A 22,706-nucleotide genomic window follows, 5' to 3' on the forward strand; every position below is an offset into this window, starting at 1 on the left:
CAAAGACTTGAACTGTATGAACCTTTTAGCCCGTCTTGCGTTTGCTGCATTCATTGCAAACGCACTTCCCGCTCAGTCCCAGAAACTCAAGAAAAACGACAAACTCACTATTTCAAACCTCCGTCAGCACGTTTCCTACCTGGCAGATGATAAACTTGAGGGGCGCAGGGCAGGCACCAAAGGAGAAGAACTTGCCAGCACTTATATCGCAAAACAGTTCGAATCAATTGGTCTTCAACCTAAAGGAGATAATAATACCTGGCTGCAGGCATTTCCCATTTTCGATGGAAAAGATTACAAGCAAAACAGTTACCTGTTTATAAACGGCCATGAGATTGGAAAGGATCACTTCTTTCCACTGGCTGTATCGCCTGATAAAATGCTTGAAGCAATGCCATCTATCGCGCTGAAGGAATCCGGTGTTCCCTGGTTCCTTGACCTGGGCGATGAGAAAGAGGCCAACCAGTCAAATCCACATTTTGATGTGGAAAGCAATATCATCGCAAAGGCCAGGGATGCGGCATCCAAAGGCGCGACCGCCCTTATCCTTTACAATGATGGGGACCAGCATTACAATGCTAAAATGAAAGGGGAAACCCTGCCTATCCCGGTTATTTTTATTGATGAAACTGAATCGAAGAAATATTTCAGCGACGAAACTGCAGTCCTCGAAATTAAACTGAAGACGGGATTCACGAAACAGGAACGGACCGGACACAATGTGATAGGGTTTATTGATAACGGCGCGCAGCAGACCGTTTTGATTGGCGCACACTATGATCACCTGGGTTATGGAGAAGATGGCAATTCCATGTTACGCAGTGGGGAAAAACAAATCCATAACGGGGCTGACGATAATGCCAGCGGAACAGCGTCGCTGATCGAACTGGCCCGGACTCTTAAAAAGAACAAATCGAAAAAGTCCAATTACCTCTTCATCGCCTTTTCAGGTGAAGAGCTTGGTCTCTTCGGTTCCAAATATTACACGGAAAATGCAACCCTTCCATTGACCTCTGTGAACTATATGATCAATATGGACATGGTGGGAAGGTTGAACGATAGCAGCCGGGTGCTGACGGTAGGTGGATATGGCACTTCCCCCGAGTGGCAGAAATCCTTCTCCTCATTGGGCGACAACAAATTCCTCAGGATTAAATTCGACAGCAGCGGTACCGGTCCGAGTGATCACAGTTCCTTTTACCGGAAAGATATCCCTGTTCTCTTCTTCTTTACAGGCCTGCATACGGATTACCACAAGCCTGGTGATGATGCCGGAAAGCTAAATTATGAAGGCCAGTACCGGATCCTGCAACTGATTGAACAGGTCGTTAAGAATACCGGGAACGACAATAAGCTAGCCTTTACAAAAACGCGCGAGCAGCAGACCGGAACAACCGCCAGGTTCAGTGTAACCATGGGCATCATGCCTGACTACAGCTACAGTGGAAATGGGGTAAGGGTGGATGGTATCTCGGATGGACGGCCAGCCAAGAAAGCCGGAATCCAGGCTGGAGATATAATCCTGCAGCTGGGCGAGTATCCGACCGCATCCGTTGAACAGTATATGCAGGCACTTGGCAAATTCAAAAAAGGAGACAAGACCAATGTCAAGTTTATGCGTGCTGATTCGGAACTGACAGCTGCGGTTGAATTCTGATGTTTTCAATCGTACCGGAATTATAAATTTGATCTCATGAAACTGAAACTGGATGTGGCTGAAATGGCCGAAGAATTTTTCCAGGATGCCCACCTGCTGGGGATCGTGGCACCCATCCGTGATTACCAGTTTTGCTGGTACCTGAACCAGCTATTCCGCTTCCGGTTCCGGGCGAACAATGATATTGAGATCCAGATGACAAAAAAGAGCCGCAGCTATTATTTTCCCATTTATGAGTATGCGGAGCCAAACCAGTTCCTGGTGCATTACCTTTATAAGAACCATCATGACGGGGAATACCTTTTACCGGAATTCCGTCACCTTGATTTTCTCTGGCTCATTAAAGGAGATAATGTGCAGGCCGCTTTTATTGCAGAGATGATCAGTTCTATCCGTACTATTAACGGTGTACAACTTGTGGTAGAACTGACCAATGAGAAGATCAGGAACAAGGAGCACCTGATTTTTTAACCATAATCATTTCGCATGTGGAAAGAATCCAACAATGCACTTTACCGGAAATTTGAATTCAAAGATTTCTCGGAAGCATTTGCCTTCATGACAAGAGTGGCCATGGAAGCGGAAAAAATGAATCATCATCCCCGCTGGACGAATGTATATAATACCGTCGAAGTATGGCTTAACACCCATGATGCGGGGGACACTGTTACTGAAAAAGATCACAAGCTCTCCGCAAGGATCGACAGGCTGGTAAAATCAGAATGAACAGGGAAGACATTATACTTAAAAGCTGGAACAGGAATGCTGACGCATGGAGTAAAACAATTGCCGATGCTGCGATTGAGTCGCGGAAATTGGCAACGGATCGTGCGGTAATTGAAGCTGTTTCAACATGCAATCCTGGAAATGTACTTGACCTCGGATGCGGCGAAGGCTGGCTCATCCGCGCCCTGCAAACACAGTTGCCACAAACTTCCTTCACCGGCCTGGATGCAGTTCCCGGGCTGATTTCCCGGGCCACAGAGCTATCCGGCAATGCTCATTTTGAAGTATGCAGTTACCAGGACCTGATCAAAAAATCATTTGCGCCTTCGAAGCCTTTTGACCTGGTTGTCATCAACTTCGCCCTCTTTGGGAACGAACTGGTAAGTGAGCTGTTAATCAGCCTTCATTCTCTCATTGGCATTACTGGAAAACTGGTAATCCAAACGCTGCATCCTTATGTTTCAAATGGAGATGGCCCGTATGAAGACGGCTGGCGGGAAGGAAGCTGGAGTGGATTTTCATCTGACTTCACAGATCCCGCGCCATGGTATTTCCGCAAAATGGAAAGCTGGCTAATGCTTTTCAAAAAAACAGGTTACCACCTGGAGGAGCTCCGCGAACCTATCCATCCTGTATCCGGATTTCCAGCTTCTGTTATTTTTATTTTGAGCCGGCCTGGCAAGGTCTAAACCACGTTGACCAGCTTTTCGCCTGTTTCATGAAGCAGCCCGATGGGTTCGAGAAAATGTTGTAATCCGTTCGTAGTAAATAATTCCTGCACTTCGGTCAGGGATGCCGGTGATACGGCTATCAGTAATCCACCGTTCGTTTGTGGATCAGGAAGCAGGTTAAATGCCTCCATCACATTTAATCCCTTACCAAAAGATACAAGATTGCTGTGGCTGTTCCAGTTCCTGAAAGTAGCATCCGGCACGATTCGCTTTGCTGCCAGTTCCTTAACTCCTGGCAGAAGCGGCAGTTTATTGTAATAAACGGTAGCGCCAAGCCCGCTCCCGGACGCCATTTCCACGAGATGTCCCAGCAGGCCGAACCCGGTCACATCCGTCATCGCATGTACACCTGTTATTGCACCCAGTTCTTTTCCAATGCTATTCAACTTCGTGAGCTGGTCAACCAATTGCTGATAATGTTGAGGCTCCAATAGTCCTCTTTTTTGAGCGGTGGAAAGCATGCCGGTGCCCAATGCTTTGGTGAGCAGGAGAACATCGCCATTTTTAGCAGTATTGTTTTGTTTCAGCTGTTGACGGCCCACCATGCCATTGACGGAAAGTCCGAATACCGGCTCTGGCGAATCTATGCTGTGGCCACCGGCAAGCGGAATACCTGCCAGCTTACAGGTTGTTCGGGCACCTTCAAGAACCTGCTGCGCCAACGAAGCAGGCAGCTTCTCAACAGGCCATCCCAGAATTGCGAGTGCCATTAATGGAGTTCCACCCATCGCATATACATCACTGATTGCATTTGCAGCCGCTACCCTGCCGAAATCAAATGCATCATCCACAATAGGCATGAAAAAGTCGGTGGTTGCGATCAGGAGCTTATCATCACCAAGATCATAAACGGCAGCGTCGTCCTTTGCCTGGTTACCGACAAGCAACTGGTGAAATTCTTCATAGTTGTTGTCTGTCTGCAGGATCTGTTCAAGCACCTGCGGCGCAATCTTGCAACCGCATCCGGCACCATGCGAATATTGGGTTAGTGCGATTTTTGTTTCGCTCATGTGTTTCAATTCAGATTGTTCAATAATATCTGGGAATTACGGACAGGGTCAACCGAAGCAGCCGGAATATTGACAGGCAGTGGCGCCCCTGGCTCGCGGCTCGAGAGACCTTTTTCGTACCATTTGTCATAGTATTTCAACAATACGCGGAAAGCGCCTTCCACATCATTTTCCAGCAGGCAGTTTACCGCAGTTTTTGTTTCCAGCCCACCGAGTCTCTTCTGGATCCGGACAATGCCGTTGATAAGCTTATCCCTGTCTGCCTGGCCATAGCCTTTTACAATATACTTAAGTCGTTCATGGAAGGGAATCTCCAGGAAATAACTGTCAGCAGTCCGCATTTGCTTGTAGAAAGGCTGGGGAATAAACAGGCTGCCGATCCGCAGGCTTTCATCCTCGAGCCAGAATGTTTTAGGCTCGATGGGCTTGCCTGATTGAGTGCTCATCCGGTGCAGCTCAAGGGCGAGCATGTTCTCAAACATTTCCTGGCTGGGTTGCTCCGGTTGCCCCAGATGACCAAAGGCGGATCCTTTGTGCATAGCCAGCGCTTCAAGATCAATTACTGTTTCCCCGAGGCGTTTAAGCTTCTGAAGGATGTCTGTTTTCCCGCTTCCTGTGTATCCACCCAGAATTCGCATCGGCCATTGGCGGCTGAACAATTCGACTGCATAACGCCGGTAGCTTTTATAGCCACCTGAAAGGGTATAGACTTTGAAACCATATAGATCCAGCAGCCACGCCACACCGGCACTTCGCATGCCGCCTCTCCAGCAATGAACAAGAATAGCATCTGCTCCATTCCCCGACGCCAGCAGTCGCTCCACCTCTTCGATCATCAACTTCATTTTAGGCCCGAAATAATCGAGGCCTGTTTTGATGGCATCCTCCCTGTTCTGTTGTTTATACGTTGTGCCTACTATTTTTCTTTCTTCATCCGTAAACAACGGCAATGAATACGCGCCGCTGATATGGGCATGCTTGAATTCAGCCGGACTACGCACATCAAGCACAGGGCATTTTTCTGCCAGGTTCAGAAATTCCTCCAGTTCTATTTGCCGGACTGACATAGTTAAATATATAAGTTCTATCTGCGGTGATCGAATTCATTGAATAAGTCAATAGGTCAATAAGTGAATGATTCACCTATTGACCTATTGACTTATTGACTCGTTCCGGTATCACCTGGGCAATACCCGATTTTGATTTATCCGTTCATACTTGCCAGGAACTCTTCGTTGCTCTTCGTGCCCCGCATACGTTTCAGCAATTCACCCATTGCTTCTTCCGTATTCATATCATTCAGGTAAACACGCAACAGGTTCATTCTTTGAAGAACATCTCTTTCAAGCAAAAGATCATCCCTTCGCGTTGATGAGGAAACCAGGTCAATCGCAGGATAAATACGCCTGTTTGCAAGTCGGCGATCCAGCTGCAATTCCATGTTACCAGTTCCTTTAAATTCTTCGAAGATCACTTCGTCCATTTTTGAACCGGTATCGATCAGTGCGGTAGCGAGGATTGTTAAGGATCCGCCGTTTTCAATCTTACGGGCAGCACCAAAGAATTGTTTGGGTTTCTGCATGGCATTGGCTTCAACACCACCACTGAGAACCTTTCCGGAAGAAGGGGCAACAGTGTTGTGTGCACGGGCAAGACGTGTGATGGAATCGAGCAGGATCACCACATCGTGACCGCATTCCACCAGTCGCTTTGCTTTCTGAAGCGCAATCGTAGACACTTTAACATGTTTTTCGGCTGGCTCATCGAAAGTGGAAGCAATTACTTCAGCCTTCACACTTCTTTCCATATCGGTCACCTCTTCCGGACGCTCATCGATCAGCACTACCATAAGGTAACATTCGGGGTGGTTAGCAGAAATGGCGTTGGCCACTTCTTTAAGCAACACCGTTTTACCGGTTTTTGGCTGTGCCACGATCAATCCACGCTGACCTTTTCCAATCGGGGTGAAAAGGTCGATCATGCGCGTACTGTATTGATTCGGCCCTGTGAAAAGGTTAAGCTTTTCAAATGGGAAAAGTGGTGTGAGATAATCAAACGGTACCCTGTCCCTTACTTCCTCTGGCGTTCTGCCGTTGATTGTTTCCACTTTCAACAGGGCGAAATACTTTTCACCTTCTTTAGGCGGACGAACAGAACCATTCACTGTGTCACCGGTCTTAAGTCCGAATAATTTGATCTGGGAGGGTGAAACGTAAATATCGTCGGGAGAGGAGAGGTAATTATAGTCGCTGCTGCGGAGGAATCCATAACCATCGGGCATCATTTCGAGAACGCCTTCAGCAGGAATTACACCATCAAATTCTATGTTGAAGAAATCGCGCTGTTCCCGCCTGTGCTGTATCGGCCTGGGAGCAGGTTCAGGTGCAGCCACCGGCGCGGGTTGTAAAACCTCGCTGTTAATTTCCGCGGCTTCTGACTCAGCTGAAACAGGTTCGAAATCAACTGCTTCTTCTTCTGTTTCTAATGGTAGTTCAGGAGATGCTGATGGTTCGTTCGTTTTTTTCCTGCCTTTTTTTATCGGGGACTTTTCCTCTTTCCTTGCTTCTTCCTTGCGTGCTGCTACCACAGGTTCCTTCCGGGCATTATCGTCTTTGCGTGGACCATCCTCTTTTTTTGCATTGACCTTCTTAGGTTCCTGCCTCCGGGGTTTTTCCTCGCTTTCAACAACGGCTTCTTCCGTGGAATTGGCTGTAGTGGCTTTAACTATGCGTTTGCGTTTGGATTTGTCCGCAGGATCCGAACCTTTACCCTCACTGGCAACAATGGCTTGTCTGTCCAGGATTTTATAGATCAATTCCTGTTTATCCAGCTTTTTTGAATTAGGGATTTTTAGTTGCTCCGCAATATCGAGCAACTCAGGAACGAGCATGTCGTTCAGTTGCAAAATGTCATACATACTAAGACTTGTGCGTTTTGTGAGATTTCAATCGGCCTTACTTCTTGAAAAATAATCGAAATGAGTTTTGACTGTGTGTACTTCAAGTGATGAGTCGGTGAGCTGGGAGAGAACTGATCAGCTTGGTTCCAATTGCAATTTTATGCTAAAATGACCAAAATCAAAAATAATTATCCCGGTTTTTTCTGCGGTTCTAAGACAACACCTTGTTCTTCAGGGGTTCTCCGGATTCAAATAAAGCAATATTTGCAAGCGTGGTCCTGGCAATCTCAGTCAGTGCTTCATTGGTAAAGAAGCCCTGGTGCGAGGTGATGAGTACATTTGGAAAGCTCATCAGGCGTAGTATTTCCTCATCAGGTATCAATTCTTCACTCCGGTCATAAAAGAATAGCTTTTCTTCCTGTTCGTATACATCGATTCCCAGGTAACCGAGCTTGTGCCGTTTCAAAGCTTCTATGACATCAGCAGTATTGATAAGCGCACCTCGGCTTGTATTGATCAGCATTGACCCGGGTTTCATCATTTCAAGCGTGGAAGCATTTACCAGGTGATGTGTCTGTTCATTCAGCGGGCAATGGAGTGAAACAATATCGCTTTCCCGGAACAGATCAATTAGCGGCAGATACTCTACACCTTTTTCTTCGAGCTGGCGGTTTGCCACCAGGTCAAAAGCAAGTACCCTGCAACCGAATCCCAGCATGATGGTCGCGAAAGCAATCCCGATCTTCCCGGTACCTACAACACCGACCGTCTTTCCATAAAGATCAAAGCCGGTCAGCTTATCTAGCGAAAAGTTTCCTTCTCTCACCCGGTTATATGCCTTATGGATCTTACGGTTTAATGTCAGGATCAGGGAAACGGCGTGTTCAGCAACAGCATGGGGAGAGTAGGCGGGAACGCGGACAATGGTAAAACCCATCTCAGCTGCGGCTGCAAGGTCAACGTTGTTGTAGCCTGCACAGCGGAGCGCGATCAGTGTTACGCCGAGACTGTGTAACTCCTTCAATACTCCCGCATCCAGCTGGTCATTGACAAATACACAGACGGCACCGCTTCCGGCAGCGAGGGAGGCGGTCTGCCGGTTCAGTCCTGCCTCGAAATAACTGATCTCGTGACCTTTATTGTACCTGTTGAAGTACTGCCGGTCATATGGCTGAGTGGAGAAAAAGGCGACTTTCATACGCGCTAATTGAACGTAAAATTAAGCGGCTTATCTTTGCCGTCCTTAAATTTAGGCTATGTTCAATAAGCGCGTCAAAATCAAAGAGCTGCTCACCATGCAACCGGATGGGCAGGAAGTTACAGTTATGGGATGGGTTCGAACCTTCCGCAATAACCAGTTTATCGCCCTGAATGATGGCTCAACCAATACCAACCTGCAGGTTGTTGCGGGTCTCGGAGAATTTGATGACAGCCTGTTGAAAAGGATCACCACCAGCGCTTCATTGAAGGTGACCGGTACTGTTATTCCTTCACAGGGAAAAGGCCAGAAGCTCGAAATCAAAGCAACCGCCATTGAAATACTTGGTGACAGCGATGCCGAAAAATATCCGCTTCAACCTAAAAAGCACAGCCTCGAATTCCTTCGTGAAATAGCTCACCTGCGATTCAGGACAAACACCTTTGCTGCGGTATTCAGGATCAGGCATTCGCTTGCTTTCGCCATCCATAAGTTCTACCACGAGAAAGGTTTCCTTTACCTGCATACGCCGATCGTTACCGCGAGTGACGCGGAAGGCGCAGGGGAAATGTTCCGCGTTACAACACTTCCGTTCGATAATCCGCCGCGTAACGAAGATGGCAGCATCAACTTCAAAGACGATTTTTTCGGCAAAAGCACTAACCTCACTGTGAGCGGACAGCTCGAAGGCGAGCTCGGCGCAACTGCCTTCGGTGAGATCTATACCTTTGGCCCAACTTTCAGGGCGGAAAATTCCAACACCGCGCGCCACCTCGCTGAGTTCTGGATGATTGAACCTGAAATGGCTTTCTGTGACCTCGAAGACAATATGAACCTCGCCGAGGAATTCATCAAATACATCATTCGCTTTGCCATGGATAATAACAGGGAAGATCTCGAGTTCCTGGCATCGCGCCTCGCAGAAGAAGAAAAACAGCTGCCTGCAGATAAGCGTAGTGAAATGGGATTGATCGAGAAACTGGAGTTTGTTGTCAATAATAATTTCGAAAGGATTACCTATACTGAAGCTATTGATATTTTACTGCAGTCACCGGCATACAAGAAAAAGAAATTCCAGTATGAAGTGAAATGGGGTATTGATATGCAGAGTGAGCATGAAAGATATCTGGTCGAGAAACATTTTAAAAAGCCGGTGATAGTAATCAACTATCCAAAAGATATCAAGGCGTTTTACATGCGCCTGAACGATGATGGCAAAACAGTGGCGGCCATGGATATTCTTGCACCGGGTATCGGCGAGATCGTTGGCGGGTCGCAGCGTGAAGAGAGAATTGAGAATCTTGAAAAAAGAATGAAGGAAATGCATGTTCCGGCTGATGACCTTTGGTGGTACCTCGATACCCGTCGCTTCGGAACTGTTCCTCACGCCGGCTTCGGACTTGGCTTTGAAAGGATGGTATTGTTTGTTACGGGCATGACTAACATCCGCGATGTGATCGCATTTCCAAGGACACCAAAAAGCGCTGAATTTTAATTCGCATACATTTTACAATATCAAACGCCGGTTGATCCGGCGTTTTTTTATGGAATAAACTTACCCTGTCATCTTAGAAGCAAACCACTGTTTATGGCTGAAATAAATACTGCATCTTCGACCGGTAACAGGTCGCGCACGCACGGAAAAAAACTTTCAACAAGGGTTGATCTTACACCAATGGTAGACCTGGGTTTCCTGCTTATCACATTTTTCATCATTACCACAACCATGACGGAAAACAAAGCGATGAACCTGGTCATGCCGGCCGATGGCCCTCCTATGCCTTCTGCTGAATCAACCACCATAACCTTATTACCCGGCCGCCATGACTCGCTCTACTATTTTTCAGGGCAATTGGCCGATGCCCTTGCTGCCAATCATTCCGGATGGAAATCGTATCATGTTTCCACTGGTGTCGGCGACCTGATCCGGACGAAGAAAAAGGAACTTGGAATCTCCGGAAAGCAAAATGACCTGATGGTGATCATTAGTCCGACCGACAACAGCTCCTATAAAAACATCGTCGATCTCCTCGATGAAATGCTCATAAATGATGTGAAAAGATATGTGGTCTCTACAGACAGGGAGGCTATAGCTTCACTCAAGGCCTCAGGAAAGCTTCCTCATGATTTTTAGTCTTCCGGAATGCCCTAACTCGCTGATCGAGATTTTCGCGGATGTTGATATAAAAGAGATTTATGTCACCGATATGATAATTGCGTGCACGATAGAACTTACTCCCCGGGAATCTAGGCCTGCTGATCCACAACAGGTCCTTGTAAACGACCGCATCATTTACTTCTGGGGCGATCTCATTGAAGTTTCGCAGAATCGCGCCCCTGTGGTAACGTTCAGGAACATACGAAGTATCGAGAGTCCAGCTTAATGGATTTACTACAACCGAAGTCCGGGCAGATGGTCCATAATCCGGTTCAAAACCGCGGCGGAATGTTCTCCATCCAACGAAACATCCTGTCTGTAATGAGTCTTTACAAGGCTGCAGGGTCGGGAAATAATCCGGCTCTACATTGATTCCAATAAGGTAAGCGACCACCAGTTTATCTTTCAGTGGGGTATTGTCAAAAAACTCCCTGAGTAATCTTTTGGCATGTGTGGTGCCCTGGCTGTGGGATGCAATGATTACCGGCTTGCCGTTGTTATAATGTTGCAGGTAATATTCAAATGCCCTGCGTACATCGCTATAGGCCAGGTCAAATGCTTGCTTCGCCAGCACAGTATCAGTTGTGAAATATGCCTGTATATGCGCCTGCCGGTACCTGGGAGCATAAACATTATACCTGTTGAAAACGGACGCCTGGTAAAGGATACTTGTCCGGTCTGTCTTTGCATTGATTTCCACATCGTCCGCATCCGCATTCCATTCAACAGCTTCGTGTTGGGTATAACTGGTGGGATGAACAAAAAAAACATCGATAGAAGTATCCCGTGTATAGACATCCCGCAAGGGAAGCGGGATACTGTCGGAGGGATCCTGCAATCCAGGCAATGCCGCCCAATACGAAGTTTTGCTGTAATCCGGAATCTTCTTTTCAATACTTACCGGAGATGCTGCCATATGGTATTTGCGTGCACATCCGTTAAGCACCAGGAACAGCAGTAACAGGCCAGTCGCACTGTGTAACTTATTGACTAATTTCACTATCCAAAGTTCGCACATTTCTTATCTTTTTAAAGCGATTTCATATGTCCATTCCGGTAGTAAACCTTGCAGATTTTCTGAGCGGGGATCCGCAATTAAAACAACAGTTTGTTCAAAAATTGGGCAGAGCCTATGAAGACGTGGGATTCGTCGCGGTCAAAAATCATGGAATACCGGATGAACTTATCGAGGAGATCTACTCCCGTGTGCAGCAGTTCTTTTCAATGCCGGCAGATAAGAAGAAAAAATATGAAATCCCCGAACTGGCCGGTCAACGTGGTTATACTTCATTTGGCAAGGAACATGCCAAAGGCAGCGAGGCGCCTGACCTCAAAGAGTTTTACCAGCACGGCCAAACAGTCGGACCGGATGACCCGGAAAAACATGAATATCCGGATAATGTTCAAATAGAAGAAATACCCGATTTTACAGAAACCTTCAACCAGGCATACCGGGCTTTCGAGAAATCCGGGAAGTCGCTGCTGCAGGCGATTGCCATTTACCTCGGACTGGATGAACACTATTTCGACAACCAGATAAGAAAGGGTAATTCGATCCTGAGAGCAATTCATTATCCACCGATCACGCATGAACCCAAATCGGCGATCAGGGCGGAGCAGCATGAGGACATTAACCTTATTACCTTATTGGTCGGGGCAAGTGCGGATGGACTGCAGATCCTCACCAAACAGGGCGACTGGGTCGGCGTCACGTCACTTCCTGAACAGATTGTTGTGAACGTGGGCGATATGTTACAGAGACTAACCAATAACCGCCTCCGGTCTACTACCCACAGGGTTGTAAATCCACCCCGCGAATTATGGTATACCAGCCGCTTTTCCATTCCCTTCTTCCTGCATCCAAAAAGCAAGATGAGTCTCGCCTGCCTCGAAAGCTGCATAGATGAAAAGCATCCCAGGGGGTACCCGGATACTTCCGCCGGCGAGTACCTTGATGAAAGGCTTAGGGAAATCGGCCTTAAGAAATAGCCGGTTTATAAAATGCCCGGAATCAGGGAAGTAAAAACACCCTTTTTTCCGGCAGCCTGGGTTAAATTTGACTAAGGGTTTTCTATTATCAGGAATACTGCTTAATTTCTGGAGTTAAACCATTAACCTTATGCGCTGCCGTATGTCTTTAGCAACCGGCTGTCTCCTTGCTGGCGGAATGTTGCTGAATTTCTCAATTACCAACGCTCAGTCAGATTTCGGAGGACCAAATATTTCCCCGGTTTCCGATACGCTCAAAAAAGATACGCTGGGATATTCCACGTTCAAGAACCTCCCGCTGAAGCCCAAACGAAAAATTAAACTCACCACAAGTGAGGGCACCTGGATCTCAGTAGATGTGAGTCCGGATGGCAAGACAATCGTTTTTGACCTGCTTGGTGACATTTATACCATCCCTGCAACCGGTGGAAAAGCTGTGGCCGTTACCAAAGGACTCGCTTTCGATACTCACCCGCGGTACAGTCCGGATGGCAAGCGAATTCTTTTTACCTCGGATCGGAGCGGAAGTGAAAATCTGTGGTACATAGACAGTGACAGGCAGGATACCGTTCAGCTTACAAAAGACCAGAACATGAACTTTCCCAACGCATCATGGACACCGGACGGTGAATATGTTGTATATGCGAAAGGCAGGCTGAATGTCCAGCTGTATATGATGCATAAGGATGGCGGGGGAGGAATCCAGCTTGTTGATGCACCCCCCGTTTTAAAAACCATTGATCCTGCAGTGAGCCACGATGGCCGGTACATATATTTTTCCCGCAGGATCGGATCCTGGAATTATAATGCACAGATGCCCCAGTACCAGCTTGGTGTCTACGACCGGCAGTCAGCCAAAATCAATACTATAACTGCGAGGTATGGATCTGCATTCACGCCGGTACTCTCGCGCGACGGCAGGTGGCTGGTATATGGCACCCGGTATGAAGATAAAACCGGACTTATACTGAAAGACCTGAAATCGGGCGATGAAAGATGGCTGGCATATCCCGTTCAACGCGACGAACAGGAATCAATTGCCACCATGGGCGTGTTACCGGGCATGGCATTCACCCCCGACAACAAGGCAATCATAGTGTCAATGGGCGGCAAAATTAAACGCATACCCATCGATGGCAGCGCCATAACCGATATACCTTTTACAGTAGAAACAGAACTCGAGCTCGGCGAGCGGCTTGAATTTAAATACCCGGTTTCCGACTCATCACACGGATTGATCACACAGATCAGGGACGCCGTTCCTTCCCCTGATGGGAAAAAACTGGCATTTACAGCTTTAAACCGTTTATATGTCATGGATTTCCCAAATGGAAAACCCAGGCGCATTACTACCAATAATTTTACGGAAGCCCTTCCGGTGTGGACGCCAGATGGTTCGGGTATAGTCTTTAGCAGCTGGACTCCTGACGGAGGTCATCTTTACCGCGCAGCTTTAACCGGGAAAAGTGCAACAGTACAACTGACCAGGACTCCCGGAATGTACCAGTTTGCCAATTTTAACCCCGAAGGCGACCGCATCGTCTTTATTCGCAGCCAGGCTGAAACCTACCGCAAATCAATATCCCCGTTCTACAATGATGCGGAAGATGAGATCTGCTGGATCCCTGCTTCAGGTGGTGACATAACAATTATCGATAAAGCAATGGGGCGTTATAACCCGCATTTTGTAAAAGGGCAGAACCGGATCTATCTAAATAACAATGGCCAGCTTTCTTCAATTCAATGGGATGGCAGCGATGAAAAGATACATGCTAAGATCACCGGCATCACCACTTATGGTATCAGCATTATGAAATATGGAAGGCCTGTGCCGGATAAATGCATCCTGACCGAGGAAGGTGCAGCAGAAATGGAAACACTCAGTCCTTCCACAGCAGCGCTGATCACCATGTCGCCTTCCGGCCACCAGGCTTTCGCAAAAATCAACAATGAACTGTATTGGGTGTCGATTCCACAGGCAGGCAAAACTGTGAACATCAGTGTGGCAGACGCAGCAGTGGCGCAGTTTCCTGCGCGTAAGCTTACCACAATAGGGGGAGAGTTTCCTTCCTGGTCTTCAGATGGAAAGAAGATCCACTGGAGCCTTGGCAATGCACATTTCGTGTACGACATTGATCGCGCAAGATTTTTTGAGGATAGTATCAAGGCTGTGAAAAAAGCTGAAGCCAGCAAAACACCGGACAAAAAATCAGACAGTCTCCAGAAGATTATTGACACCCTGAAAATCCGGAAAGACAGTACAGCTGCAAAGAAAAAAGAAGAACCGGCATATAAACCTGCCGAAACAGTTGTCAGAATTTATTTTGAAAGGGATATACCAAAATCTGCCCTGTTGCTAAAGAACGCGCGCATCCTTACCATGAAAGGCGAAGAAATCATTGAAAAAGGAGATGTGCTGGTAATCAATAACCGCATCAAGGCAATTGGCAGTTCGGGAAGCTTGCAGGTTCCGGGTGGCACCCATGAGATCGATTGCAGTGGCAAAGTCATCCTCCCTGGTTTTGTAGACACGCATTCGCATATGTGGCCCAACTGGGGAATCCATAAAAACCAGATCTGGATTTATGCCGCAAATCTTGCTTATGGTGTAACCACAACGATGGATCCGCAGACAGGTACCACTGATGTGCTTACATACGGGGATATGGTGGAAGCGGGAAATATGGTCGGACCTCGCATCTATTCTACCGGGCCGGGTGTCGGTTTCTGGGCCTATAATATTAAGGACTCCCTTCAGGCGGAAAACATCCTGCAGCAGCACAGTAAGTATTTCCATACGAAATACATTAAGATGTACCTGACGGGCAACAGGCAACAGCGCCAGTGGATAATTATGGCAGCCAGGAACCAGGGACTTCATCCCACTACCGAAGGGGGATTGAATTATAAACTGAATATGACCAACCTGCTTGACGGCTATCCCGGGCATGAGCATGCGATTCCTGTTTACCCGCTGTACAGTGACGTGGTAAAAACAATTGCGGAAGCAAAAATGTCCGTTACCCCCACGCTGCTCGTTTCATATGGCGGTCCGTTCGCCGAGAACTATTTCTTTGAAACGGAAAACCCTTACCATGATGCCAAAATGCAATATTTCATGCCGCATGAAGAGCTTGCAGAGAAAACCCGCCGTGTGCAGGGATGGTTTATGCCGGAAGAACATGTGTTCCAGAAACACGCGAAGAATATGAAGGCACTTGTGGACAATGGAGCACTGGCCGGAATCGGAAGTCATGGCGAATTCCAGGGTCTGGGTTACCATTGGGAAATGTGGGCGATGCAAAGCGGGGGAATGAAACCTTTTGACGTGCTGCGGGTAGCCACTATAACAGGAGCAAAGGCCCTTGGACTCGATGGTGACCTCGGAAGTGTGGAAGCCGGTAAACTGGCAGACCTGGTGATCCTGGATAAAAACCCGCTTGAAAACATCCGGAATTCCAACTCGGTGAAGTATGTAGTTAAGAATGGGCGGGTTTATGATGGCAATACCGGGGATGAGGTATGGCCCACTGCCCGGAAACTCGACCGCCGTGAATGGACATCCGGACCTCCCAAACCAAATACTGGTATAAAAGATTGATAACCAGCAGCCCCGATCAAATTTGATCTGGGCTTTTTTCTTAAAAACCTCCCGGGCTCCAATCCCGAAGCCTATTAAGTGTCAATTGTGCACTTATATAAATAGTTGTTTTTCAATCTAATATATTTTAATCCTTGCTTTAACCATGCTTCAACCATGTATTATCCCTTCTGTAGCCGGCATTTTAAAGCATGGTTAAAGCAAGGATTAAGCAAGGTTAATGCAAAGTTCAGCACTGGTTGGCCTGCGCCAATTCAACCGGGCGGTAACACGATTTTGCCTCTTTGGCAATAAAAAGCTGGTTTTTCATCATCAAATAATGCCGTTCATCCAAAACAAAAAAATCCCAATAGTAGCCCATTCCTCAGCAAACCCAATACCAGACTACATTTCAGCCATCACCCATTATCTTTTTATAAGAATTACCTTCAATAAGTAGGTACTTTAGTTTGCATAGTACTGAAACCTTCTGTATGTTTGTGTTGTCAAAGGAATATAAAGGGGCTGGCAGCGATACAAACCTTATCCGCTAAACAAACCTTATCCAGCGAAAAAAATCGTTGCCAGCCCAAAAAACCCAAGTTCGCCATGAATATAGAAAACACACAAAGCCAGATGCGGAAGGGGATACTGGAGTTCTGTATCCTGTCCATAATCCGCCGCGGCGAAGCCTATCCGAGTGATATCGTGGACGAGATGAGGGCGGCCAACCTGCAAATATTGGAAGGTACCCTCTATCCCCTGCTGACCCGCCTTAAAAATGCCGATATGCTCACCTACCGTTGGGTAGAAAGTAATTCCGGTCCGCCCCGCAAATACTTCTCCCTGACCGACAAAGGCGAGGCATTTTACCAGGAACTCGAGGCCACCTGGAAAGAACTCGCTAATGGAGTAAAAGCTCTAACCAATAAAACTGAATCGCTTCCTTCCGTTCCTGAAAACCCAACTACCAACTAAAACTTCAACCCGTTAATACTTATCAATTATGAAAAAGGTCATCAATATAAACTTCCAGGGCAGGGTAATCCCGATAGAGGAGACTGCTTTCGACCTGCTGAAGCAATATACAGAGAGCCTGCGTCGATATTTCGCCAATGAAGAAGGGCGTGATGAGATCATAAACGACATTGAAGGCCGTATAGCCGAACTGTTCTCAGACCGCCTAAAAAAAGGCGCCATTTGTATAACTGATGAAGATGTGAATGCCATTATCGCTAATATGGGCCGTCCGGAAGACTTCGACGCCGTTGAAGCAGAAGCAGCCAGCGGCCCGTCCGCTCAAAGCAGCGAGTCTACCCAACCAGGAGCAGGATCCTTTAGCTCAGCAGCTTCCCAACCACGTGGTCGCGGTCGTCTTTACCGCAATGCCGATGATAAAATCATAGGCGGTGTGTGTAGCGGACTTGCCAATTACCTGGGTATAGACCCTGTGATCATGCGGATCGTTTTTGTACTGCTCTTCGGTGCTTTGTTCTGGGTGTACATTCTTCTCTGGATCATCGTACCCTCACAGTCGCTCACCTCAAATGTTACCAAGAGGCTCTACCGCAATCCTGACGACAAGGTGATTGCAGGTGTGTGCGGTGGCCTGGCAGCCTATTTCAACATCCAGACCTGGATCCCAAGGCTGATCTTCGCCCTGCCACTTATACTTGGTATCATCGGAGGAAGCTTTAATGCCTTTTTCTGGGACTGGGATTACAGTTTCGGACCGAGATTCATCTCCGGAGGCCTGGGCAGCACTTTGTTTGTTGTATATATTGTTCTGTGGATTGCGGTTCCGTTTGCCAACAGCGCAGCGGAAAAGCTTGAAATGAAAGGTGAGAAGATAGACCTTAATTCTATCCGGGATACCGTAAAAGGAGATCTCGAAAATTTTAAGAGCAAGGCACAAAGCTGGGGCGCCGAAGTAAAGGAAACTGCTCAGCAATTCGGGCAGCGTGGTCGCAGCTTCTCTGCAACTGCAGGTGAGCGTGCCAGGGGTTTCGCATCAGAAGCTGGTCCCGCTGTCGGCCGGGCCGGATCCGGAATCGGCAATGCCATAGGCATCCTGTTCAAGGCCTTCTTCCTTTTCATCGCTGCAATTATTGCGTTCTCACTTTTTGCGGCTCTTATGGGCATCCTGTTCGGTGGAATGGCTGTGTTTCCTGTAAAGGATTTCTTCCTGGAAGGATTCTGGCAGAACCTTCTTGCCTGGCTTAGCCTCATCCTGTTCCTTGGTGTTCCTGCTGTTGCAATGATCACCTGGCTGGTGCGCCGCATCATGGGAGTGAAAAGCAACAACAACTACCTTGGTTATACATTCGGTGGCTTGTGGATCATCGGCCTGTTCAGTTTCATCTTTCTTGCTGGCATGTTTGCCCGCAACTTCAAAAACCGCGCTGGTATTGAAAATGAGGTGAGTATGGTTCAGCCTTCAAACAATAAGCTGTTTGTAGCAGCTATTGGAAACAACATCAGGTACTACAGCGATGATTTCTTTGATTTCGGCTGGGATGAAGATGCTCCTTTCTATGGCATCAGTCACGACAGCCTTATGCTGAAGACAGTGCGCGTGAATGTGGTAAAAAGTAAGGACTCTTCCTTCCACGTATATACCGTGAGGTTCAGCCGCAGCAACACCAATGCAAAGGCAAAAGAACTGGCTGAAAAAATCACTTTCTCTGTTCAGCAGAAAGACAGCGTTCTCGAGCTGCCGAAAGGATTCGCAATTACCCGTGATGATAAGTTCCGTAACCAGCAGGTTCTTGTTGTAGTTGAAGTGCCGGTCGGAAAGAAGATTGAACTGGACGAAAGCCTTGATGACTACGAATGGTTCACTGTCAACTCCAACCGCAGAAGGGGATTCAATGTAAGCTGGGATAATAACTGGGACGACTCTTACCATTGGGACAACAATGTGGAATATGTAATGACCCGCGATGGTCTTCAGCGTACCAATTCTCCATTCGAACCTGAGCTGAAAGATGGAAAATTCAAACTGAAAATAGATGAGAACGGAGTAATCATCGAAGGCGAAGGCGAACTGAAAAACAAGAATGAAAACTACGAGTATAAAGCTCCGGAGAAGAAAGAAAGCAAAGACACTGTCGTAGTAAAATCGGATATCCGGGCAACTACCAAAGTTGAAATCGAAGGTGAAGTTGGAACCAGCCTGCTGGACAAGATCCCACAGATCAATAAAATCCGCAGCGTTGGTGAGGCCGAAGTTTCACCGCTGCTGGTCCTCAGCACCTTTCTGAGATAATATTTACCAACCCTGCCGCCGCCTCCCTTTGGGAAGGTATGCGGGGTTGAAGTTGGAACAACCCCGGGCTTCTGCCCGGGGTTCTTTTTTTGCATGTGCACCCGGGTGGCTGGGAGACTGGGGCGACTGGGGAAAATACCCTCTTAATGGTATTGGCTTAACCCTAATTTTAAAGGATATTCATTTTTGGTTTAGGATGAACAAGGCTCTCCAAAAAATAGCAATGGTTGATGACCATAACATGCTGCGCGCAGGTTTGGCCACAGTCCTCAACACGTTTGAAGGATTCGAAGTAGTTTTGGAAGCCAACAACGGCCGGGAATTTATCGATAAATTACAGACTCATCCCCATCCGGACATCATTCTGCTTGATATACACATGCCGGTCATGAATGGTTATGAAACGGCGGAATGGATCAAAAAAAATCTCCCGACAGCGAAGATACTGGTGATTACTATGCTTGACAGCGACCTCGCTATCATCAAGATGCTGAACTTTGGTGTCAAAGGTTTTGTATTCAAAGACAGTCATCCCGACCAACTTCGGAAAGCGCTTATCCAGTTGCGTGATAAAGGTATCTGCCTGGATGAATTTTATGCTTCAAGGTATAACCCTGAAACGGATAGTTACGAAGCGCTGCCTCCGCCAACGCCTCCCCAACTGTCGGAAAAAGAGGTGGAGTTTTTGAAGCTGGTGTCAACCGAGCTGACTTACCGTGAAATCGCTGAGGAAATGGGAGTGAGTCCACGTACAGTCGACAGCTACCGTGATACATTATTCAAAAAGCTGCACGTAATTTCGCGGGTTGGACTTGTGCTTTTTGCGGTCCGCAACGGAATTGTAATGATGTAAAAGTTCTGCCCGCCTGGTTAGTTCCAGGTGAGAGCAAGGTCATACTTAGTGAAGATCCCTAATGATTTGAAGGCTTCCAGGATTCCGCCGCAACCTGCGCTGGCAGCATGATAGATATGCTCCTGGTCAACAGTTGCTTCTATAAGCGCCGGCTCTGCTTCACCGACAACCACACCCTTGTATCCGGTACGGAAAAGGGACAGATCGTTCAGGGTGTCACCCGCAACAAGAATATCATCTTCCTTTACGCCAAGGAGTTTTACCAGTTTCCTGAAGGTCGAGCCTTTATTGATGCCAGGGGGTAAAACATCGATGTATTTTCCAGCTGACACCACGACGTCACATCCCAACGCGTCAGCACTAAGCTGCAGTTGTTCCATATCGGTATGGTCAGAATAAAAGTAAGAGGAGCGCCGGTTCATTGGAACCCGCTGGAGTTGCAGGCCGGGAATATCTTTCAGTTTATTTCCTACAACCAGGGAGCCGGGCCACAATTGTTCTATTTCTGCCTGTAGTGGTTGCACGGGTTCGAGTGTAAGTCCATCCACAACTGTAGCACCTACGTCACCTATAATGAAGTCTGGAGTGGGGATTCGGGGGTCATTCAATAAGGAAACGACTGAGTCCACGCCACGACCGGTTACAAAAACCAGCCGGATGGACGGATGTTCCTGGATTAACCGGTACAATTGCTGCCTGTCTTCATCACTTCCTCCTAAAAACGTTCCATCAAGATCCGTTGCCAGTACTAACATCTACACGCTTTTGTATTTATAATGTCCGGGAATCCATTCTTATTGCTAAGCTTTCAATTCTTTTGCCGGAAAGTAGGGTAACGGTGCAAAGTTAACCCGAATGCGCATTTCGGCTTACCCCGCGGGTTGTTAATTGTATCAATCCGGTGGTTACCAGTGTATTAAATTATTGTTTTTAATCACATTTTCATCTGTGAATGGTCATTCAGCTGCTTTCCGCTACATTTGCGCCCGTATAAGCGCAGCTATATGAAAAACACAGCATTCACAAAAAAACATGAAGCTCTCGGCGCGAAAATGGCGCCCTTCGCAGGTTATAACATGCCAATTTCGTATTCCGGTATTAACGATGAGCATGCAGCAGTCCGTACAAATGCGGGTGTGTTTGATGTGAGCCACATGGGAGAATTCATCCTGAAAGGCCCCATGGCGCTTGACCTTATCCAGCGTGTTACTACCAACGATGCTTCGAAGCTGACAGCAGGAAAAGCACAATACAGCGCGCTGACAAATCATGAAGGCGGCATTGTCGACGACCTTATCATTTACTGTATTGAAGAGAACAAGGTGTACATGCTTGTTGTGAATGCCAGCAATATTGAAAAGGACTGGAATTGGATCAGCAGTTTTAATACTGCGGGTGTCGAGATGCATAATATTTCCGACAAAACCTGCCTGCTGGCAATCCAGGGCCCGAATGCCACAAAGATCCTCCAGTCTCTAACGGACATGGACATCCTGAATATGAAATACTACACTTTTGCAAAAGGAAAATTTGCAGGTGTGGAGAATGTACTGGTGAGTGCAACCGGCTATACCGGCGCCGGTGGTGTTGAAATTTATTTCGAGGACAGCAACAACGCTGCGGATATTATCTGGGATGCGATTTTTGAAGCCGGAAAGAGTGCAGGTATCAAACCGATCGGGCTGGGTGCCCGTGACACGCTCCGCCTCGAAATGGGTTATTGCCTTTACGGTAATGATATTGACGATACTACCTCACCACTTGAAGCAGGGTTGGGATGGATAACCAAATTCACCAAAGAATTTATGGCCAGGGAAATCCTGGAAACGCAAAAAGCGAATGGCGTTACCCGTAAGCTCATTGCATTTGAAATGGTTGAAAAGGGAATTCCCCGCCATGACTACCCGATCACGGACGCAAACGGAACAGTAATAGGCAAGGTTACCAGTGGAACCCAATCGCCCTCTCTCCAAAAAGCTATCGGGCTTGGTTATGTGACTACAGACCATGCACAAACAGAAAGTGAAATCTTTATTAGGGTAAGGGACAAGCAATTGAAAGCGAAAGTAACAAAGCTGCCCTTCCAATAGCGCTTAGGGTAAACCGCGAGTTTGGAACATTTTTTGAAGGATAATGGGTGTAAGGCTCAAAATCTGCGCTCCTATGCCCACCATTCATCTGACTACTTTCATTCAAGCACCTGTTGAAAGAGTTTTTGACTTGTCACGCAGCATCGATCTGCATAAAAAAACGATGGCCCATACCAAAGAGGAAGCAGTTTCCGGCTGTACGGCGGGACTGATCGGGCTGGACGAAACGGTAACCTGGAAAGCGCGCCACCTGGGCAAGACGAGAATCCTGAAATCGAAGATTACCCAGATGAAGATCCCTCAGACCTTTACTGATGAGATGGTTTCAGGTGATTTCCGCAAAATGCACCACGAGCATCATTTCAAGGCTGTACAAAACGGAACCCTCATGATCGACTATATGCATTACGAAGTGCCCTACGGTTGGGTTGGCAAACTGGCCGACACCCTGTTGCTTCGACGCTATATGAACAGGCTTCTGGAAAGACGGAATGCGTCCTTAAAAAAAATAGCAGAATCTGAATTGTGGAAACAGTTCATCTACTAA

Annotated in this window: 19 protein-coding genes; 13 read left to right on the top strand and 6 right to left on the bottom strand. The window is 47.3% G+C overall.

Features of this window, described 5'->3' with window-relative positions:
• The first annotated feature begins 16 nt into the window (after positions 1-16).
• Genes OI18_RS23525 through OI18_RS00935 form a run of 4 tightly spaced genes read left to right on the top strand, consistent with a single transcriptional unit; the run spans position 17 to position 3,072 of the window.
• Positions 17-1,657: a M28 family peptidase gene (locus OI18_RS23525; protein ID WP_152616690.1), complete on the top strand. Its 1,641-nt coding sequence runs from the start codon at positions 17-19 to the stop codon at positions 1,655-1,657.
• A 36-nt stretch (positions 1,658-1,693) separates the two neighbouring features.
• Entirely contained in the window at positions 1,694-2,128 is a 435-nt protein-coding gene (locus OI18_RS00925) for an IPExxxVDY family protein (protein WP_039136226.1), read from the top strand.
• 15 nt (positions 2,129-2,143) lie between these two features.
• Positions 2,144-2,383 (top strand): 4a-hydroxytetrahydrobiopterin dehydratase, encoded by a 240-nt coding sequence (locus tag OI18_RS00930; RefSeq protein WP_039136228.1) that lies wholly within the window; start codon positions 2,144-2,146, stop codon positions 2,381-2,383.
• Positions 2,380-3,072 (top strand): class I SAM-dependent methyltransferase, encoded by a 693-nt coding sequence (locus OI18_RS00935; protein WP_039136230.1) that lies wholly within the window; start codon positions 2,380-2,382, stop codon positions 3,070-3,072. Before OI18_RS00930 ends, OI18_RS00935 begins: the two co-directional genes overlap by 4 nt.
• Here the strand turns inward: OI18_RS00935 and selD are convergent.
• The 4 genes from selD to OI18_RS00955 all read right to left on the bottom strand — a co-directional run bounded on the left by selD (position 3,069) and on the right by OI18_RS00955 (position 8,221).
• Positions 3,069-4,124 (bottom strand): selenide, water dikinase SelD, encoded by a 1,056-nt coding sequence (gene selD, locus OI18_RS00940; protein WP_039136232.1) that lies wholly within the window; start codon positions 4,122-4,124, stop codon positions 3,069-3,071. The genes OI18_RS00935 and selD overlap by 4 nt on opposite strands.
• A gap of 5 nt (positions 4,125-4,129) precedes the next feature.
• A complete protein-coding gene (mnmH, locus tag OI18_RS00945) occupies positions 4,130-5,191 on the bottom strand; it encodes a tRNA 2-selenouridine(34) synthase MnmH (RefSeq protein ID WP_039136234.1) in 1,062 nt (353 codons plus the stop codon).
• Between the two features lie 137 nt (positions 5,192-5,328).
• The gene (gene rho, locus OI18_RS00950; protein ID WP_039136235.1) at positions 5,329-7,041 is read right to left on the bottom strand and encodes a transcription termination factor Rho; all 1,713 of its coding nucleotides are present in this window, start codon (positions 7,039-7,041) and stop codon (positions 5,329-5,331) included.
• Between the two features lie 193 nt (positions 7,042-7,234).
• Positions 7,235-8,221 (bottom strand): 2-hydroxyacid dehydrogenase, encoded by a 987-nt coding sequence (locus OI18_RS00955; protein ID WP_039136237.1) that lies wholly within the window; start codon positions 8,219-8,221, stop codon positions 7,235-7,237.
• Between the two features lie 58 nt (positions 8,222-8,279).
• Between OI18_RS00955 and asnS the strand changes: the two genes are divergently transcribed.
• Together asnS and OI18_RS00965 are read left to right on the top strand one after the other, a co-directional pair.
• Positions 8,280-9,716, top strand: coding sequence for an asparagine--tRNA ligase (asnS, locus tag OI18_RS00960; protein WP_039136239.1), 1,437 nt, complete (start codon positions 8,280-8,282; stop codon positions 9,714-9,716).
• Between the two features lie 93 nt (positions 9,717-9,809).
• Positions 9,810-10,355 (top strand): biopolymer transporter ExbD, encoded by a 546-nt coding sequence (locus OI18_RS00965; RefSeq protein WP_039136241.1) that lies wholly within the window; start codon positions 9,810-9,812, stop codon positions 10,353-10,355.
• Here OI18_RS00965 and OI18_RS00970 read toward each other — a convergent pair.
• Complete coding sequence (locus OI18_RS00970; protein ID WP_052272748.1) at positions 10,321-11,379, bottom strand: DUF3089 domain-containing protein; 1,059 nt, start codon at positions 11,377-11,379, stop codon at positions 10,321-10,323. The two genes, OI18_RS00965 and OI18_RS00970, sit on opposite strands and share 35 nt — an antisense overlap.
• Positions 11,380-11,423: 44 nt before the next feature.
• Here OI18_RS00970 and OI18_RS00975 point away from each other — a divergent pair, with 44 nt between their 5' ends.
• From OI18_RS00975 to OI18_RS00995, 5 genes are all read left to right on the top strand, one after another.
• Positions 11,424-12,368 carry an isopenicillin N synthase family dioxygenase gene (locus OI18_RS00975; RefSeq protein WP_039136245.1) on the top strand — a complete coding sequence of 315 codons (945 nt, stop codon included), beginning with the start codon at positions 11,424-11,426 and terminating at the stop codon, positions 12,366-12,368.
• Between the two features lie 142 nt (positions 12,369-12,510).
• Positions 12,511-15,969, top strand: a complete 3,459-nt coding sequence (locus OI18_RS00980) for an amidohydrolase family protein (RefSeq protein ID WP_039136247.1) — start codon at positions 12,511-12,513, stop codon at positions 15,967-15,969.
• A gap of 588 nt (positions 15,970-16,557) precedes the next feature.
• A complete protein-coding gene (locus OI18_RS00985; protein WP_039136249.1) occupies positions 16,558-16,926 on the top strand; it encodes a PadR family transcriptional regulator in 369 nt (122 codons plus the stop codon).
• Between the two features lie 28 nt (positions 16,927-16,954).
• On the top strand, positions 16,955-19,216 hold the full coding sequence (locus OI18_RS00990; RefSeq protein WP_052272749.1) for a PspC domain-containing protein: 2,262 nt from the start codon (positions 16,955-16,957) through the stop codon (positions 19,214-19,216).
• Positions 19,217-19,412: 196 nt separating this feature from the next.
• On the top strand, positions 19,413-20,069 hold the full coding sequence (locus OI18_RS00995) for a response regulator transcription factor (RefSeq protein ID WP_039136620.1): 657 nt from the start codon (positions 19,413-19,415) through the stop codon (positions 20,067-20,069).
• A gap of 17 nt (positions 20,070-20,086) precedes the next feature.
• Here OI18_RS00995 and OI18_RS01000 read toward each other — a convergent pair whose 3' ends face one another.
• Positions 20,087-20,824 (bottom strand): HAD family hydrolase, encoded by a 738-nt coding sequence (locus OI18_RS01000; protein ID WP_039136250.1) that lies wholly within the window; start codon positions 20,822-20,824, stop codon positions 20,087-20,089.
• Between the two features lie 249 nt (positions 20,825-21,073).
• Between OI18_RS01000 and gcvT the strand changes: the two genes are divergently transcribed.
• Complete coding sequence (gene gcvT / locus OI18_RS01005; RefSeq protein ID WP_039136253.1) at positions 21,074-22,159, top strand: glycine cleavage system aminomethyltransferase GcvT; 1,086 nt, start codon at positions 21,074-21,076, stop codon at positions 22,157-22,159.
• Between the two features lie 73 nt (positions 22,160-22,232).
• A complete protein-coding gene (locus OI18_RS01010; protein ID WP_039136622.1) occupies positions 22,233-22,706 on the top strand; it encodes an SRPBCC family protein in 474 nt (157 codons plus the stop codon).

The sequence above is a fragment of the Flavihumibacter solisilvae genome (assembly GCF_000814475.1).
In the GTDB taxonomy this organism is placed as follows: domain Bacteria; phylum Bacteroidota; class Bacteroidia; order Chitinophagales; family Chitinophagaceae; genus Flavihumibacter; species Flavihumibacter solisilvae.